The 17,837-nt window shown below is 59.4% G+C and carries 14 protein-coding genes; 11 read left to right on the forward strand and 3 right to left on the reverse strand.

Features of this window, described 5'->3' with window-relative positions:
- Nucleotides 1-177: 177 nt before the first annotated feature.
- The 3 genes from RWZ58_RS06230 (at nucleotide 178) to RWZ58_RS06240 (ending at nucleotide 2,959) form a co-directional block, all read left to right on the forward strand.
- Nucleotides 178-1,062 carry a MetQ/NlpA family ABC transporter substrate-binding protein gene (locus RWZ58_RS06230; protein WP_314658038.1) on the forward strand — a complete coding sequence of 295 codons (885 nt, stop codon included), beginning with the start codon at nucleotides 178-180 and terminating at the stop codon, nucleotides 1,060-1,062.
- Between the two features lie 145 nt (nucleotides 1,063-1,207).
- Nucleotides 1,208-2,263, forward strand: a complete 1,056-nt coding sequence (locus RWZ58_RS06235; RefSeq protein ID WP_070846715.1) for a methionine ABC transporter ATP-binding protein — start codon at nucleotides 1,208-1,210, stop codon at nucleotides 2,261-2,263.
- Nucleotides 2,264-2,959: a methionine ABC transporter permease gene (locus tag RWZ58_RS06240; RefSeq protein WP_070832128.1), complete on the forward strand. Its 696-nt coding sequence runs from the start codon at nucleotides 2,264-2,266 to the stop codon at nucleotides 2,957-2,959.
- A 108-nt stretch (nucleotides 2,960-3,067) separates the two neighbouring features.
- Here RWZ58_RS06240 and RWZ58_RS06245 read toward each other — a convergent pair whose 3' ends face one another.
- The 3 genes from RWZ58_RS06245 to RWZ58_RS06255 form a co-directional block, all read right to left on the reverse strand.
- A complete protein-coding gene (locus RWZ58_RS06245) occupies nucleotides 3,068-3,832 on the reverse strand; it encodes an HAD family phosphatase (protein WP_303950564.1) in 765 nt (254 codons plus the stop codon).
- Nucleotides 3,833-4,018: 186 nt separating this feature from the next.
- A complete protein-coding gene (locus RWZ58_RS06250) occupies nucleotides 4,019-5,440 on the reverse strand; it encodes an ABC transporter permease (RefSeq protein ID WP_314658039.1) in 1,422 nt (473 codons plus the stop codon).
- Nucleotides 5,440-6,426 (reverse strand): ABC transporter ATP-binding protein, encoded by a 987-nt coding sequence (locus RWZ58_RS06255; RefSeq protein WP_314658040.1) that lies wholly within the window; start codon nucleotides 6,424-6,426, stop codon nucleotides 5,440-5,442. Before RWZ58_RS06255 ends, RWZ58_RS06250 begins: the two co-directional genes overlap by 1 nt.
- A 283-nt stretch (nucleotides 6,427-6,709) precedes the next feature.
- Here RWZ58_RS06255 and RWZ58_RS06260 point away from each other — a divergent pair, with 283 nt between their 5' ends.
- From RWZ58_RS06260 to RWZ58_RS06295, 8 genes are all read left to right on the forward strand, one after another.
- Nucleotides 6,710-7,999, forward strand: a complete 1,290-nt coding sequence (locus tag RWZ58_RS06260; RefSeq protein ID WP_049340887.1) for a histidine phosphatase family protein — start codon at nucleotides 6,710-6,712, stop codon at nucleotides 7,997-7,999.
- A complete protein-coding gene (locus RWZ58_RS06265) occupies nucleotides 7,989-8,453 on the forward strand; it encodes a VanZ family protein (RefSeq protein WP_049346126.1) in 465 nt (154 codons plus the stop codon). The genes RWZ58_RS06260 and RWZ58_RS06265 overlap by 11 nt, the downstream gene beginning before the upstream one ends.
- A gap of 431 nt (nucleotides 8,454-8,884) precedes the next feature.
- Nucleotides 8,885-9,676, forward strand: coding sequence for a DeoR/GlpR family DNA-binding transcription regulator (locus tag RWZ58_RS06270; RefSeq protein ID WP_049353963.1), 792 nt, complete (start codon nucleotides 8,885-8,887; stop codon nucleotides 9,674-9,676).
- Nucleotides 9,676-10,626: a 1-phosphofructokinase family hexose kinase gene (locus tag RWZ58_RS06275; RefSeq protein ID WP_005508167.1), complete on the forward strand. Its 951-nt coding sequence runs from the start codon at nucleotides 9,676-9,678 to the stop codon at nucleotides 10,624-10,626. Before RWZ58_RS06270 ends, RWZ58_RS06275 begins: the two co-directional genes overlap by 1 nt.
- Before the next feature lie 195 nt (nucleotides 10,627-10,821).
- The gene (locus tag RWZ58_RS06280) at nucleotides 10,822-12,831 is read left to right on the forward strand and encodes a fructose-specific PTS transporter subunit EIIC (RefSeq protein WP_314658041.1); all 2,010 of its coding nucleotides are present in this window, start codon (nucleotides 10,822-10,824) and stop codon (nucleotides 12,829-12,831) included.
- 99 nt (nucleotides 12,832-12,930) lie between these two features.
- Nucleotides 12,931-14,625, forward strand: coding sequence for a phosphoenolpyruvate--protein phosphotransferase (gene ptsP, locus RWZ58_RS06285; protein WP_049357321.1), 1,695 nt, complete (start codon nucleotides 12,931-12,933; stop codon nucleotides 14,623-14,625).
- Nucleotides 14,626-14,859: 234 nt separating this feature from the next.
- Nucleotides 14,860-15,138 (forward strand): HPr family phosphocarrier protein, encoded by a 279-nt coding sequence (locus tag RWZ58_RS06290; RefSeq protein WP_005504506.1) that lies wholly within the window; start codon nucleotides 14,860-14,862, stop codon nucleotides 15,136-15,138.
- A gap of 415 nt (nucleotides 15,139-15,553) precedes the next feature.
- Nucleotides 15,554-17,698 (forward strand): threonine/serine exporter family protein, encoded by a 2,145-nt coding sequence (locus tag RWZ58_RS06295; protein ID WP_314658042.1) that lies wholly within the window; start codon nucleotides 15,554-15,556, stop codon nucleotides 17,696-17,698.
- The last annotated feature ends 139 nt before the right edge of the window (nucleotides 17,699-17,837 follow it).

Genomic DNA, 17,837 nt, shown 5'->3' on the forward strand with positions numbered 1-17,837 from the left:
ACGAATTATGACAAAATATGACGACCTTGACGTTCTATGTCTCATGAATAGCTCTTAACTTCCACACCCGCCCCCGCGCGTGCTGTAATTGTCCCATCATCATTCCCATCGGACGTGCTAATACCAACGTCAGCACCCGGCGGAACGCATCATCATTCAACAGAAAGATTCATAGCCGTGAAGAAGTTTGCTGCTGCACTCGCAGTTGTCCCCATGGTCATTGGCCTGGCAGCCTGCGGTTCCACCAACTCCTCCTCTTCCTCCTCTTCCGCATCCAAGAAGGTCACCATCGGTGTGGTTGGCTCCGAGAAGTTCAACAAGACCCTGAAGGAAGAAGCTAAGAAGCAGGGTATCGACATTGAGTACAAGGAATTCAGCGCTTACACCGAGCCGAACCCCGCACTGGACGCCGGTGACATCGACATGAACCGCTTCCAGCACATCGCGTACCTGTCTAACTACAACGTGAGCGCTAAAAAGGACCTGCAGATTGTCGGCCCGACCGTCATCTACCCGATGGCTCTATTCTCCAAGAAGCACTCCAAGCTGGCTGACATCCCCCAGGGCGGCGAGATCGTTATCCCGAACGACACCGTGAACGAGGCACGCGCGCTGAAGCTGCTGAAGACCAACGGTCTGGTTACCTTCAAGAACGCTGACGTTGACGCACCCACCATCGACGACGTTGACACCGCTAACTCCAAGGTGAAGGTCACCCCCGTCGACGCAACCCAGACCGTGGTTGGCATGGAGTCCGCTGACGGCGCAGTCGTCAACAACGACTTCCTCAAGGATGCAGGCCTGAAGCCCGCAGACGCACTGGCTCAGGACGACCCCAAGACCGACCCCTCGGCAATCAAGTACGTGAACCTCTTCGTTGCTCAGAAGGACAAGGCTGACGACGAGACCTACAAGAAGATTGTTGAACTCTTCCACTCCAAGGCCGTCATGGACGTCGTTCAGGAAGAGACCCGCGGCACCGCTGTTGAGGTCAACGTGAGCACCGACGAGCTGCGTCAGTCCCTGGCTAACGAAGAAGCCAAGCTGCGCGCCAAGAAGTAATCTTCTCAATACACGCCTCCTCTAGGCACACGCAAAGGCGGTAAGTCTAAGAACCCGATGCGGGTCACGATAGGCTTACCGTCCTTTGCGTAACGGCGTTAAGGCCCTTTAGCGCCCCAACCACGACATTTACGGATACATATTTATGAGTGAACTGGCACAGAGCTTCGGCGATAGCACCTCGCCCATGGTGGTTCTGGACGGAGTCTCCAAGGTCTTCGGCAACGGCCCCAAGGCAGTAGTTGCTGTCGACAACGTCTCCCTCACCATTAACCGTGGTGAAATCTTTGCAATTATCGGCTACTCCGGCGCCGGTAAGTCCACCCTGGTCCGCCTCATTAACGGCCTGGAAACCACCACCAGCGGCACCCTGACCGTTGGCGGCTTCGAAATTTCCGGCAAGCGCGACTCCGAACTGCGCGAAGCACGCACCAACATCGGTATGATCTTCCAGCAGTTCAACCTGATGAACTCCCGCACCGTGCTCGGTAACGTCGAGTTCCCCCTGAAGATTGCCGGCTGGTCTAAGAAGGACCGCCGCGCCCGCGCCCTGGAAATGCTCGAGTTCGTGGGTCTTGCCGACCGTGCAGGCCACTACCCGAACCAGCTTTCGGGCGGTCAGAAGCAGCGTGTGGGTATTGCCCGTGCGCTCGCGACCAACCCCGCACTGCTGCTGGCGGACGAGTCCACCAGCGCGCTGGATCCGGAAACCACTCATGAAGTGCTTGCGCTCCTTAAGCGTGTGAACCGTGAACTGGGTGTGACCGTCGTGGTGATTACCCACGAGATGGACGTGGTCTCCAGCATCGCTGACCGTGTGGCAGTCATGGAGTCCGGTCGTGTGGTGGAGCAGGGCAACGTCTACGACGTCTTCTCCAACCCGCAGACCGATGTGGCGAAGCTGTTCGTGGCAACCACCGTCAAGCTTGCCCCCACCGGCAAGGAGGCGGCTGAGCTGCGCGCTAACCACAAGGGTTACCTCATCAACGTTGAAATCGTGGAGGGTAACCAGGAGCTCGGTAAGGTGCTGTCCTACCTGGGTGCCCGTAACGTCCGCTTCAACATTGTGGGCGGCGGTATTGAGACCCTGCAGGGCAAGGCGTACGGTACCCTCACCCTTGAACTTCTCGGCGAAATCACCAGCATTGATGCCGCTGTTGCTGAACTGAAGACCGTTGCTCGCGTGCAGGAGGTGCGCTAAATGTTTGCTACTACTCTTCCGCTGGCTGCGTCTAAGACTGACTGGTCTGAGTTCCTGCCCGAGAAGCTGCTCCCGGCTATCGGCGATACGTTCTACATGGTGTCTATCACCATGCTGTGTGCCGGTCTGGTTGGCCTGATTGTGGGTGCTCTGCTGTACACCACCCGTGCAGGTAATATTTTCCAGAACCGTTTCGTGTACACGATCCTGAACATTCTGGTGAACGTGATTCGCCCGATTCCGTTCATTATCCTGATTGCGGCGCTGGGCCCGCTGACGAGCGCCGTGGTGGGTACCCGCCTGGGCGTGAACGCTGCGGTTTTCGCGATGAGCTTCGGTGCTGCGTTCGCAATTGCCCGTATCGTGGAGCAGAACATGGTCTCCATTGACCCGGGTGTGATTGAGGCGGCCCGCGCGATGGGCGCTTCGAAGCTGACCATCCTGTTCACCGTGATGATTCCCGAGGCACTTGGCCCGCTAATCCTGGGTTACACCTTCCTCGTTATCGGCGTGGTGGATATGTCCGCTATGGCCGGTTACGTGGGTGCCGGTGGTCTGGGTAAGATCGCGATTGTGGACGGCTACCAGCGCTTCAACGATGAGATCACCTGGGCTGTTGTGGCGATTATTATCGTCCTGGTTCAGCTGGTTCAGTTCATCGGTAACGCACTGGCGAAGAAGGTTATGCGCCGATAAACTCGTACCGCTTAGGTACAAGCTGATAAAGCATAGAAGACCCCCGGTCTGCTCTTCAGGAGCGGGCCGGGGGTCTTTCTTCATACCGGGGGAGGGGGCGCTAATTACTTAGCCCTGCGCCGCCTCAGACTGCTGTGCCGCCTCAAGCTTGGCGATCCAGGTGCGTGCCGCCTCCCAGAGCTGCGGGTCCTTGAACGAATCGAAGCGTCCAAAACCGGTCGGTGCCTTTGCCGGGTCGGTGCCTTCCGGAGTGTAAATCATGACCTTCGTACCGGCGTCACGTGCCGCCTGCGCGCCCGCGGGGGAGTCCTCGAACGCCAGCGCCTCGTGACCTTCAAAGCCGAGGCGGCGTGCCGCCTCCAGGTACATGTCCGGGGCGGGCTTACCGGTGGGAACGTCGTTGCTACTGACCCAGGTGCGCACCAGCGGGGCATAACCGTAGCTTTCCATTTTCAGGGTCAGAATCTTCGCGGTAGAGTTCGACGCCACCGCAACGGGCATGTGCTCGCTCAGGAAGCCCAGGAACTCCTGCGCACCCTCAATCAGGTCCACGCCGGAGCTGATGACCTCGTGCTCGGTGGCGAGCAGGTCCTTCATCACGCGCTCATGGTGCTCGGCGTATTCTGCGGAGGCGGTGTCCGGCTTCTGGCCGTTCTGCGCCTCGTAAGAGAGCAGTGCAAGCTCCTCGGCGACGTCGGCTGCCGCCAGGCCGGTGAGGCGGTGCTCCACCTCCTCGGTGAAGGGAACAGACCAGCGGGCGAAAAGCTCACGCTGCACATCGTTCCAGACGGTCTCGGAATCGAGGAGGATGCCGTCGCAGTCGAAGATTGCGCAGCGGGGGAACCAATCGGAGGGTACTGTGTGTTCAAACATAATGTCAGTCTCTCACAGGGCTTTAGGCTATGGAAGCGGTGGCCCGGTGCGTGAGAAAACATGCAGGGTGTAAGCCGGGTGAGGGCACAAACGCACGCACTATAAGCACGCGGCACATAAGTAGGCATAAAGAAACCCTCCCGCTGCATCCTGAGAGAATGCAACGGGAGGGTAAAGCGCGACAGCTTAGAGCGCAGATACCGGCTTGTGGGTCACCTGACGCATAAACGGAATGGTCGCCAGCAGACCCGCGTAGACCAGCACCAGACCCAGCGCAATAGCGCCGAAGGTCAGACCGAACATCTTCGCCAGAACCTCACCGGGAAGACCCTGAGCCGCAATCAAAGCCGTCAGCGGCAGACCCAGCAGTGCAGAAATCACGCTGATGAGCACCAGCGGGCCAAAGACCACGGTAAGACGCGAAGCCTGCAGCAGCCTCGTGGGGGTACCCATCATATTCAGCGAAGAATACAGCGAACCGCGCTCGTAAATCGCGGCGCTCTGGTTCAACACTGCGGAGAGAGTGACCAGCAGGTACGAGAAGAACAGCATGAGCAGCATGCCTTGGAACATGTCCTGCATGATGGTCATGAAGGGGCCGGCGGCGGGACCGGCTTGCTTCGCGTCTTTGCTCATCTCACCCGCGAGAATCAGGATGGGGCCGAAGAAGGTCACCAAGAAGGTCGACAGTGCCACACCCGAAACCTGACGCCACGCCCCACGCGGGGATTCCAGCACCGCACGGTAACCCAGCAGAACCGACGCCTTCTGGGTCATACGCACACGAATCTTTGCGTACGCCCACACCAGGAAGGTGCCAATCAGGTCGATAGCAACCATCATCAGCAAACCCGGCAGAGCAATGAAGATCGCCAGGTTCTTCATGGCGCTATCGGCACCGCCGTCCTGGAAGGGCGAGAACATCTTGAAGCCCGTGGAGGTCGACGCCAGAATCATCACGGCAATGACCAGAACAACACCGATACCGAGGGCAATGTAACCTGCGGAGCCAGCCTTCGCGCGGGTACGCACACCCAGCGGGCTGATGCTGACCTTCGCCAGACCGAAGAGCGAGCTTAGAGCCGCCAGGACCATACAGCCCAGGAAGCAGTAGAAAATTATGTTCACCGGCAGGAGCATATTCTGAGCACCCAGCGGAACGTTCATGAAGTGCATGGCACCGAACGGGAAAATCAGCACCAGGTAGAGCAACAAACCGATGATGAAGCCCACGAGGGAGTACACCAGCGCGTCCGCAACCGACAGACCCACAATCAGGGTCGTGGAGGCACCAATCAGACGCAGGGACGCAAGGCGCTCGTCACGGCGGCGGGCACTCAAACGAGCAGCCGAAGCGCCCAGGGTAAAGAGCGGAACAACCAGCACCAGAGCGGCAACCCACGCCAAACCCATGTAGAGCTTCTGAATGCCCATCAGGTTCACCAGTTCGTGGTCAACGTTGGCGGCGTGGTTAAGCCAGGTGCTCAGCGCCTGAACGCCGCCGGCAACCGTCAAAAACAGTGCCGAGGAGGCGGCAAAAGCCAGCACGGGAAGAATCGCCTGCGAACTCCATAGGGTTCGCTTGGCGAGTAGAGCATAGATTTGCATTATGCACCTGCCTGAGACTGAGCGCCCGGATTCTGAACGCCGAGGTTCTGAGCACCGGGGTTCTGAGCGGGAACGCCGCCCTGGTTATTGCGCTGATCGCTCACAATCTGACCGTCCTGCAGGTACACCACGCGGGAGCACGCTGCCGCCACGTTCGGGTCGTGAGTAACCACCAGCAGAGTCTTACCCTGCTGCGGAATCATGGTCAGCAGCAGAGCCATCACCTCACGCGCGGTCTTCGAATCCAGCGCGCCGGTCGGCTCATCCGCGAAAGTCACGGGGGCACCGTTCACCTGGGAACGGGCAATCGCCACACGCTGAGCCTGACCACCGGACATCTCACCCATACGGCGGTCCAACATCTGCCCCAAACCCAGACGGTTCAGCAGATCAGCCGAAATGGAACGCGCCTGCTGGCGGGGAACACCGGCAATCATCGCGGCGAGGGAAACGTTCTCCTCCGCGGTCAGCTCGGGAACCAGCAGACCCTGCTGGAACACGAAACCAAACGAGTTAGCGCGCAGGGAGGTGCGCTCACGCTCGCTGAGGGACTCCACCGCCACCTGACCGGTCGGGCCATTGAACAGCACAGAACCGGCATCGAGCTTGATAATGCCCGAGAGCGCATGCAACAGGGTGGTCTTACCGGAACCGGAAGGACCCATAATCGCCACGGACTCGCCGGGGAAAATATCCAGGCTCACGTTACGTAGCACCGGGTTATTGCCGTAAGACTTGTGCAGGTTACGGGCAGAAATAATTGCACCGCGCGCGAAGGGCGCCTGCTGCATCTGCTGAGGTGCCTGAGCCGGGTAGCCCTGCGGCTGACCCTGATAGTAGCCCTGCTGGCCGGGCTGACCCTGCTGAACGGAATACTGACCGGCAGGCTGCGCCGCCTGCGGAGGGGTCATTGAATACGGGTTCTGAGCCTGGAACTGCGGGTTCTGGGTTTGAGGATGGTTCTGGGATTGAGGATTCTGCGTCATGACAACCTTCATTGGGTATGAACTAACGGAAGTACACTTCTATCATCTCAGCTTCTCGGCGGCTCACCCCTCCGTCTGAGGGCTGAAAAATATGGGAAAACCCTGAAAAAATTCGCCCGACCGGGCGCTCAACCACCCCACTGCTCATACCGCGGTATGAGTGCGCCTCAGTAGAAGGGATAAGCCGCGCACCCCTTGAACTGCACTGAGGCTTTGAACTGCACTGAGGCTTTGAACTGCACCGAGGCCTTGAACTGCGCGGGGGCAATGCCATACTAGAAGGATGACCGACGCACAGAACACCCCCATCATCACTCCGGTAGCCGACCCCGAGGCAGGAACCCGCATCATCTTCCTGCGCCACGGCCAGACCGACTGGAACATCGACCACCGCTTCCAGGGCGGCACCGACATCCCCCTCAACGACACCGGCAGAGAGCAGGTCCGCACCGCCATCGGCGCCCTGAAGCAGGCAGCAGCTGAGGGCACCACCGTGGACGCTATCGTCTCCTCGCCCCTTTCCCGCGCCGTAGAAAGCGCCGAAATCGTAGCCGAAGGCCTGGGCGTACCCTACCGCGGTGCCGTTGACGGCTTCCAGGAACGTTCCTTTGGCGACTTGGAAGGGCAGATCGCTACCCGCGAGCTGATCCTCGCCTCCCGCCAGTCCAACAATGCTTTCAATGTGGAACCGAAGAAGGACTTCCTCGCCCGCTCCCTCGCGGCGCTGAACCGCGTCCGCCGCGAATACGAGGGTCAGACCGTTGTGGTCGCCGCGCACGGCATGCTGATTGCCATGACCATGACCGCCCTGGTCGCTGAACGCCATCCCGAACTGCTCAACGAGGACGGCATCTACCCGATCCCCGTGAACGCTTCCCTCACCGAGGTGCCCCTGCAGTACCTGGACGATGCCATCGACCGCCTGGTCGTGCAGCATCTGGAACCTGAGCTGGGCCCCGAGGAAGTACCGGCGGGCGCCGAGAACACGACCCTCACCCTGATTCGCCACGGCCAGACCGACTGGAACAAGGCGAACCTGATGCAGGGCATCACCGACATTCCGCTCAATGACACCGGTCGCGAGCAGGCACGCACCACCGGCAAGAAGCTCGCCGACATGGGTCTGGAGTTCACCGTGCTAGTGTCCTCGCCGCTGTCCCGCGCCCACGAGACCGCGCAGCTGGTCGGTGAGCACTTCGACCTGCAGGTGCACAAGACCTACCCCGAGCTGGTGGAACGCGCCTACGGTGCCGGTGAGGGCCTGGACATTCCCGCCCCCGAACGCCGCGCCCCCGAACGCTACTACCCGAACGTGGAATCCGAACGCGACGTGTACATTCGTGCGGTGCGCACCCTGCGCAATATCGTGCGTGAACTCTCCGAAGAGCCGGGCGACCAGAAGATTATTGCCGTCAGCCACGGCAGCTTCATTCGCCGCGCCCTCTCCGCCGCAGCCGGTGAAGAGTGGACCGTGACCGTGCCGAACGCCGAACCGCTCACGATTGACGTACCGGGCCTGTTCGCGTGGGATTCGACCAAGCAGTTCGACGAGGTGGGTCGCCTTGTCTGGTAAAGAATGGTCTGGCGCTCGCGTATGGCGGCTGATTCTCTGGCCGGTCACGGCGCTGTACTGCGCGGTGGTGGCGAGTATCGTGTTCGCCCCCGTGCACGTGGACGATAACGAGATGGGAGGCCGCCTGGCGCAGCTGCTGGATACCGGCCACGCCGAGGGGTGGCTGCCTGCGTTCATCACCTATTCGAGCATTGAGCAGCTTTCGAACGTCATCATGTTCATTCCGGGCGGTTTTCTTTTCGCCCTGCTACTCAAACCGAAGGCTCGCCCGCACGTGCTGTACTCGGGATTTTTGGTCAGCGCCTGCATTGAGACGATCCAGAGTTTCATGCCTGATCGTACCGGCGATCCGGTGGATGTGCTGATGAACGGTTCGGGTGCCCTGCTGGGTGCGGCGGGTGCTTTGGGCGTGCATCGTTGGCGTCGCGTGCGTCGCGAACGCAAGGGCAAGTAAACGAGCACCCAAATAAGCGCGCATTAATTGCACATGTTCTGCTGGTGGAGGCGCTGGTTTCGAGGGTTCTCGCTGAGGATTTTCGGAGCCGGCGCCTCCACTTTTTACCCTGTGAGGGCGCCGTGTAGGTGTTGGACACTGTGGGGATGGTGGGGGAGCGGGAAAACCCAACAGTTCATTAGGTCAAACAGACATAAACAGGCAGTGACCTCCGATATAGTGTGGTTTCTGTAGGGAACATTCGGGTAATATTCCGGTAAATACAGCGTTTTATATTGACTTACCCACAAAAACCCACATAAAATCAAGTATTACCCTAAAGCGTTCTGTCGGTTCGCTGAAACCATGTCTCTCACGGTCCTGAAAGCCGAGCAGAATGCAGAAAAGAACGCACAGATTTCCTCCCACTAGCCCAAAGGAACACCAGATTTATGTTCGCAGAAGAACGCCGTGCCGAAATTGCAAAGCTTGTTGCCTCCGCACGTCGTGTCAACGGTGCTGACCTTGCGCGCCGTTACGATGTGACCATGGAGACCGTGCGTCGTGACCTCGCCGCACTGGAAGAGGCAGGTAAGCTCCGCCGTGTCCACGGTGGTGCTGTCACCATTGAGCAGTCCACCTCCCTGGAGTCCTCCATCTCCTCCCGACAGGGCATGAACACCCCCGAAAAGCGCCGCATCGCCACCAAGGCATACCAGATGCTGCGCGACTCCGAGGCGGGCTCCATCGTCCTGGACGCAGGCTCCACCATCGAAATTCTCGCCGACCACATCGGCGCTGAGAACTTCAGCCTCAAGACCGGCAATGACCGCATCGTCATCACCCATGCACTGCACATTGCAGTCAAGCTCGCCGAAGCCGAAGGCGTCACCCTCGAGCTGGTCGGTGGCCAGCTGCGCAAGATGACCTGGGCTGCTGTTGGTGCACGCGCCGCAGAGCACTTCGGCACCATGCGCCCCGACATTGCGTTCATCGGTGCCAATGGCATTGAAGCGCATTTCGGCATCTCCACCCCCGGCATGAACGAAGCCATTGTCAAGACCGCGATCTGCAAGTCTGCTCGTCGCGTGGTCTTGCTCTGTGACTCTGCGAAGTTCGGTCAGGAATCTCTGGTCCGCTTCGCTGGATTCGAGGATATTGACACCCTCATTACCGATCGCGAGCCCGAAGGTGCCCTCCGTCAGGCACTTGAGGCCGCAAACGTTGAGATTGTGATTGCCTAATGATTATTACTCTGACTGCAAACCCCAGCCTGGACCGCACCATTGAACTGGGTGCGCCTTTGGCTCACGGTGCCGTGCAGCGTGCTGTCGGTGCCGTACAGGATCCCGGCGGCAAGGGCGTGAATATTTCGCGTGCCCTGCAGGTTTCCGGTGTGCCGACCCTCGCCATTGTGCCCGGTGAAGCAACCGACCCGGTGCTGACCGCACTGCAGGCTGTGGACGTCGAGTTCGCTAACCTGCCCACCGGCGAGCCGATTCGTTCGAACATCACCGTGGTTGACCCGGACGGCACCACCACCAAGCTGAACGCCCCCGGCACCGTTTTTGATGCTGAACTACGTCAGAAGCTGGACGAGCTGGTGGTTGAGCGTTCCAAGGGTGCCGACTGGGTGGTTTTGGCTGGTTCGCTGCCTCCGGGTCTGGAACCGACCTACTACTCCGAGCTGGTGGCGGCACTGCGCGCCTCCGGCTACGAGGGCAAGATTGCTATTGATACCTCTGAGGCGCCGCTGATTGCGACCGTCGCCGGTGAGCACAAGCCCACCCTGATTAAGCCCAACTCGGAGGAGCTGGCTCAGCTGACCGGTAGCGATAACTGGGAGGAGCTGGAGGCTAGCCCCGAGCTGACCGCTCGCACCGCCCAGAAGTTGCTCGGCGACGGTATCGAGTACGTGCTTGCCACCCTCGGTGGCGGCGGCGCGGTGCTGGTCACTGAGCAGGGTATCTGGCACGCTGTGCACGAGCCGATTCAGGTTCGTAGCACTGTGGGTGCTGGTGATTCCTCGCTGTCTGGTTTCTTGATCGCTCACACTCGTGGTGAGGATGCCCCCGGTTGCTTGGTTCAGGCGGTTGCTCACGGTTCGGCTGCTGCTGCTCTGCCGGGTACTCGTATGCCTTCGCTGGAGCAGACTACTCCTGAGAAGGTTACTGTTCGTCAGCTACAGCTTTAGGCTGGGCTGTTTGCGCACCTCCAGCTTTTATTCCCAATGGGGAATATAAGCTGGGGTGCTGTGCATATACGCCCACACGCATATACGCACACTGCACACACTCACACAGGTTGCACACACTTTGAACTCATATAGGGGAGAAACCTGGCACCCGCCGCACATCTTCCCGCCCCAACACATACCTGAGGAGGGAATATGTCTGATCTGATCACCGCAGATCTCGTCCTGTTGGACGAGAACCTCGGCGAGACCCGATTTGACGTAATTGCCAAGCTCGCCCAGGCAGTCGTAAATGCCGGACGCGCTACCGACTTCGAGCAGCTCTACGCGGCTGCCGAAGCACGTGAATCCAAGACCGACACCGGTATCCCCGGCGGTATTGCGATTCCTCACTGCCGTAGCGCTGCCGTGACCGAGCCGACCCTGGCAATGGCACGCCCTAACCCGGCAGTTTCCTTCGGTGCTAAGGACGGCCCCGCCGACCTGATTTTCTTCATTGCTGCACCCGATGGCGCTGACCAGGCTCACCTGAAGCTGCTGTCCACTCTGGCACGCTCCCTGATGAAGAAGAGCTTCACCGCGTCCCTGCGTGAGGCATCCTCGGCTGAAGAGATTGTTGAGCTGGTCAACGGCGCGCTCGGTGTGGGTGAGAAGAAGGCAGAGGCTAAGCCTGCTGAGGCTGCGCCCGCTGCTGCACCCGCCGCCTCCGCTCAGGAAGCACCCGCTACTTCCGCTCCGGTGAAGAAGATTGTTGCTGTGACCGCATGCCCCACCGGCATTGCTCACACCTACATGGCCGCTGACGCCCTCAAGTACGCTGCTGAAGAGCTCGGCTACGACCTGAAGGTTGAGACCCAGGGTTCCTCGGGTAACGAGAAGCTGACCCAGGCTGATATTGATGCCGCAGACGCCGTGATTTTCGCGGTGTCGGTGAACGTGCGTGAGCGTAACCGCTTCGCGGGCAAGCCCTTCGTCGAGTCCCCCGTCAAGCGCGGTATTGACGAGCCGAAGGAAATGATCGCGGAGGCTCTGGCTGAGGCTGAGAACCCGAACGGTGCGCGCGTTGCCGCTGCTGCATCCAGCGCTGAGGACAGCGCGGGCGCTACCGAAGGCGCTTGGGGCTCCCGCATCTACAAGGCTGTGATGACCGGTATCTCCTACATGATTCCGTTCGTTGCCGCCGGCGGTATTCTGGTCGCCCTGGGCTTCGTTTTCGAGGCAATTACCATGCCGAACCTTGGCGATGTGAACACCAAGGCGATTCTCGAATCGGCAACCCTGTTCAACCTCGGTGATGTGCACTGGACCCTGTACCTGGGTGCTGTTCTGCAGACCATTGGTGGTTTCGGTCTGAGCCTGATGGTTCCGGCTCTTGCCGCGTACATTGCGTACGGTTTGGCTCAGCGTCCCGGTATTGCTCCGGGCTTCATCGCCGGTTCGGTGGCTCTTGCGGTGAACGCGGGCTTCCTCGGCGGTATCGTTGGCGGTATTCTCGCCGGTCTGATTGCGTACGCTCTGGGTACCTTGAAGCTGCCCCGCTGGCTCGGTTCTATGATGCCCGTGGTCGTTACTCCGCTGGTGACTTCGCTGGTTGCCGGTCTGCTCATGTACCTGCTGCTCGGTGCGCCCCTGGCTTGGGTTATGACCACCCTGCAGGATTGGCTGACCTCCATGTCTGGCGGTTCTGCCCTGGTGCTGGGTCTGATCCTGGGCGCCATGATGGCTTCTGACCTGGGTGGTCCCATCAACAAGGCTGCTTACCTCTTCGCAACCGCTGGCCTGTCTTCGGGCGCGACCGTGAACCAGGAGATCATGGCTGCCGTCATTATCTCCGGTATGGTTCCGCCGCTGGCTATGGCTCTGGCAACCACCCTGCGCCCCAAGCTGTTCAACGAGAACGAGCGTGAGAACGGTAAGGCTGCGTGGCTGCTGGGTGCATCCTTCATCTCTGAGGGTGCTATTCCCTTCGCTTCGGCTGATCCGGCTCGTGTGATTCCTTCGACCATTGTTGGTGGTGCTCTTGCTGGCGCTATTTCGATGAGCGCTCATGTGGCTTCCCCGGCTCCGCACGGTGGTATTTGGATTATCGGTCTGGCACAGAACCCCCTGATGTTCCTGGTGGCTGTTGTTGCCGGTACCGTTGTTTCGGCACTCGTGTACGTGGTGCTGAAGTCTGTGGGTGCCCGCTCTAAGGCATCCGCATAAAGGCCGTATAACCTCACCTTCATTTGATCGTCTGTTTGCAGGCGTGAGCGTGAAAAAACACGTTACACTGTAGACAAACCACAGATAGGACATGAATTTATGACTACCTACAAGGGCGTCGGCGTATACGCCGGCCGCGTTATTGGCCCCGTTCTTCAGATGCCTAAGCCCATCGAGGAACCCAAGGACGGTCTGCGTCTGAACGGCGAGACCGCTGAGGCTGCAGCACAGCGCATCAAGGACGCATCGGTCCGCGTCAAGGAAGACCTGCTCGCTCGCGCAGAGAACGCAGGCCGCGACGGCAAGGCTGTTCTGAAGTCCACCTCTCAGATGGCTACCGACCGTGCACTCATCAAGAGCGCTATCAAGCTGGTTGAGACTCAGGAGATGGCTCCCGAGCGCGCAATCTGGGAGGCTGCAACCTCCTTCGCTGACCAGATGGCTGCTCTGGGCGGCTACATGGCTGAGCGTGTGACCGACATCCACGACGTGCGTGCCCGCATCGTTGCTGAGCTGACCGGTCAGCAGGCTCCCGGCATCCCGGTTTCTGATGAGCCGTTCATCCTGGCTGCTATTGACCTGGCACCGGCTGATACCGCGACCCTGGACCCCGAGAAGGTTATCGCCCTGATTACCTCTGACGGTGGCCCCCAGGCACACACCGCTATTCTGGCTCGCGGCCTGGGCCTGCCCGCTATTGTGGCGGCTAAGGGCGTGACCGACATTGCTGACGGCACCATCGTGTACATTGACTCCAACGAGGGCATCGTTGACACTGAGCCCACCGACGCTGACCGCGAGGCGGCTATCAAGTATGCAAACCGCAAGCCTGTCGCTGACTTCGACGGCAAGGGCGTGCTGGCTGATGGCACCCGCGTTGAGCTGTACGCAAACGTTGGTGACGGCAAGTCCGCTGAGAAGGCTGCAAGCCTGAAGGCTGAGGGTGTTGGCCTGCTTCGCACCGAGTTCGGCTTCCTGGGCCACGACGCTGAGCCTTCCATTGAGACTCAGGCTAAGACCTACAAGTCCGTGTTTGACGCATTCCCCGGCAAGCACATCGTAGTTCGTACCCTGGACGCTGGCGCTGACAAGCCCCTGCCGTTCCTGAACGTGAACCCCGAAGAGAACCCCGCACTGGGTGTTCGCGGTTTCCGTACTGACTGGACCGTTCCGGGCGTTCTGACCCGCCAGCTGGAGGCTATTAAGCTTGCGTCTGAGGATTCCGACGCGGACATCTGGGTTATGGCTCCGATGATTTCGACCACCTCCGAGGCTCGCAACTTCGCGAACATGCTCAAGGAGATTGGCCTGCCCGTTCACGGTGTGATGGTTGAGACCCCCGCAGCTGTGATGAACGCTGAGGCTATCCTGGGTGAGGTTGACTTCGTGTCCATCGGCACCAACGACCTGACCCAGTACACCATGGCGGCTGACCGTCTGCTGGGCGACCTGGCGCACCTGAACAACCCCTGGCAGCCCGCAGTGCTGAAGATGATCAAGATGACCGTTGAGGGTGCTCAGCGCGCATCGGTCACCGCGGGTAAGAAGAAGTACGTGAGCGTCTGTGGTGAGGCTGCTGCTGACCCGGCTCTGGCTGTTGTTCTGATTGGTCTGGGCGTTGACACCCTGTCCATGAACGCTGGCGCTATTCCCGCTGTGGCTGCGGTTCTGAAGTCCGTGACCAAGGAGAAGGCACAGCAGATTGCAGCTATCGCTCTGCAGCAGATTTCTTCTGCTGAGGCGAAGGAGAGCGCACGCAAGGCTCTGCCGATTCTGGACGAGCTGGGCCTCTAAGCCTTAAAACGATTCCGGGTTCTGCCTGCCGCCCCTTGGCGGGGTGTGCTAGGCGGTGCCCGGGTCCATAAAAATGTCGGGTGCAGAGTTTTATTTCTGCATCCGGCATTTTTGTACTTGTTAGCGTATGGCTGAACGGTACAATTTATAGAGTAAGGGCGGGTCCTGAAGCGCCCCGTTCATTTAGAATAGGTACTGATATATTTTCGGTTCCTTGATCAAAGGAGAAACATAATGGCAGAGCGCGAAGCCACTATTGCAAGCCGTGTTGGCCTGCACGCACGTCCGGCAGCTATCTTCGCTGAGGCAGCTGGCGACCTCCCCGTCGAGGTCACCATCGCAGCTAAGGGCGAGCCCGCAGATGAGGCTATGGACGCTGCATCGATTCTGTCCCTGATGTCCCTGGGTGCAAAGCACGGCGACGTTGTTGTCCTGCGCGCTGAGGGCGAAGGTGCTGAAGAGGCTCTGGACTCGCTGGTTAAGATCCTCGAGACCGACCACGACGCTGAGTAATTGACTTTCGCCTCTGAGGTGGCCCCGAGCGGTGCGCTTCAGATGCTGTGAAGGCTACAGCCTTAAAGCGTGAATATCCCGTCACTTCGGTGGCGGGATATTTTTTTATTATGAATAATTCATTTTTTATTGAGTTGTAAGTGGGGCATGGGGAATATTTCTCTGCTAAATCTTAATGTATATATAACCTTTATTTTCCCTCGGAAATAGCTCCAAAAATATATCCCCAAATATCTTCTGTACAGTAGCGCCCCGGATTTCTCTACATATCGATGAAGATATTTGGTGTTGGTTACGCAGTGCGCTTTTTGCGTGCAAAACCACCGGTCAGAAAAGTGATATTTCTGCGTCCCAGTGCTACCGCAGAATCGTGCCCTTGTTAGACTAAAAAGGCACTGTCTATCTGGGAGGGACATTGGCAGAATCGAGGAACACCCCCGCGGAATCCAAACCGCGGGAAGCTTCGCATGCAGGCGAGGCAAATACTGCCGCAACGGAAGGAAGCGAGCAGAACACCACCGCGGGCTACATTGCCGGTAAACGCGGTTTTCCCCTGGTTTCGCTAGATCAGGTCACCGACGAGAAATTGCGCCGCGTGCTGGCTCAGCAGACCGCCTCCACGAAGAGCTCGGAGGGTACCGTCGCTGCTGAAGCTGTCAGCGAGGTACTGCAGGAAGCCGCAGCGGATATGGGCATCACCTCGCAGGAGGTAGAGCCCGCCAGCGATCCCGAGCCGATCCCTAACGGCCACGGTGCGCGCACCGTCATTGACCCCTCCCTCGTGCCTGATGACGACCTGGATGCGTACCGTGAGGACTCTAACCCCGTCACATCCAGCAACCTGGTAACTGAGGCGGCGCTGACTCGCCCCTCCCAGCCGGTGCCCATGACCGGCATGATCCCGCAGGTGCCCAACTCCCACGCAGCCCGACGCTACGGTGCGGAGCCTACCGCCGTGCCGAAGACCGGGCCCGTCTCGATGCCCACGACTACCGTTCCGCTGGTCAATGGAGGCTCTCGCGGCCTATTTGGACGCGGTAGCGGCGGCCGCTGGGGTTCGCGTCGCCTCCGCTCTTTTGTGCGCACTGAGGAGGCGGCACCCGCCGCCCCGCGCGGTGCCCAGCGTATTGCTCAGCGCCAGTTTGTGCCGATGATTCGTACTGAGGAGCATGAGCGTCGTGAGGCGTTCCGCCGCGAGAAGGAGTACGCTCGCGATACGCTGAACTTCACCCTGCGTCTGGCGGAGGCGATGTTCCACTACGGAGCGGACGCTATGGACGTGGACTCGGCGATTATTGCGGTCTCTTCGGCGTACGGGCTGGACTCGGTGGAAGTCGATATTACGAACCAGTCGGTGACCATCAACTACACCTCGGACCCCGATATTTACATGGAGTCCCGCATTGCTAAAGGCAATACGAACGCTGACGAGCGCTTCACGCACACCCTGGTGCGTGTGGTGCGTTCCTCCACTGAAAACTATGAGGCGCTCTCTGAGGTCTACGGCCTGATTTATAAGATCACGCGTGGCGGCATGACCCTGGAAATGGCCGATGTGAAGCTGAACCAGATTACGCACCGCCCCAAGCCGTTCCCGCCTCTGGTGGTGTGGCTGGCGAACCTGGCGTGTGCTGGAACCCTGACGGCGGCGCTGGGCGCGAGCTTTGCGACGGCGTTGAGCGCGGCGATTATCTTTATTCCCGTGTACCTGCTGATTCAGTGGTTGAGTTCGATTGGTATTCCGGCGTTCTTCCGCATGGCGGCTAGTGCGGGTCTGATGACCTTCTTGGCGATTTGGCTGGGCGGTGAAGGGTCGATTCTTTCGGTGCTTCAGCGCCAGGGTGAGCCGATTTCTGCGCCTCTGGTGGTGGCGGCGGGCATGATTATGTTCTTGCCGACTCCGCGTCTGGTGGGTGCTGTGCAGGATGCGATTAATGGCTTCCCGGTGACGGCTGCGGGTCGTTTTGTGTCTACGGGTATGAGCTTCTTGGGCCTGGTGGTTGGTATTGCGACCGCGGTGAGCGCGATTAATATTTTCAACGGCCCGACCCTGGATATTGAGCAGCTGCGTTTTGAGCCGACGACCCCGTTGGTGGCGTCGTTCTTCTTCTTGGTGGCGATTGCGACCTTTGCGATTACCTTGCAAACGAAGCTGGTGAAGGTCGGCTGGCTGATGCTGATTACGGGCTGTGGCCTGGCTGCGTATTACAGCTATGAGCTGCTTGCTGGCCCGAGTACCGGTCGCGGCCCGACGGCGTGTGCGGCGGTTGTGATTGGTGCGTTGAGCACGTATTTTGCGTACCGTCTGCATGTGCCTCAGGCGATTTTCTCGATTCCTGCGATTACGTTCTTGCTGCCGGGTCTGTCGTTCTTCCGCGGCATGTATCTGCTGACGGTTGAGACGGACGTGATTCTGGGTATGCAGAATATGATTACGGCGGTTTCGATTGTGGTGGCGATGGCGTCGGGTGTTGCGTTGGGTAATTACACGATGCAGTATGCGCTGCAGCATTTTACGACTCCGCGGAATGTGGAGCCGGTAGAGACTGCAGATTCTTAGCCTTATTTTCAAGGGTATATAGCCAATATTGCATATAATGGGCGCATGAAAGGGGCGGTAGCTTGCGAGTTGACCTCGCAAGCTACCGCCCCTTCGCTATGCCCTTGTGCTGGGTCTTGCGTAGGCTCTCGTACTGTGC

Origin of the sequence: uncultured Rothia sp., from assembly GCF_963544205.1 — a bacterium.
Lineage (GTDB): Bacteria > Actinomycetota > Actinomycetes > Actinomycetales > Micrococcaceae > Rothia.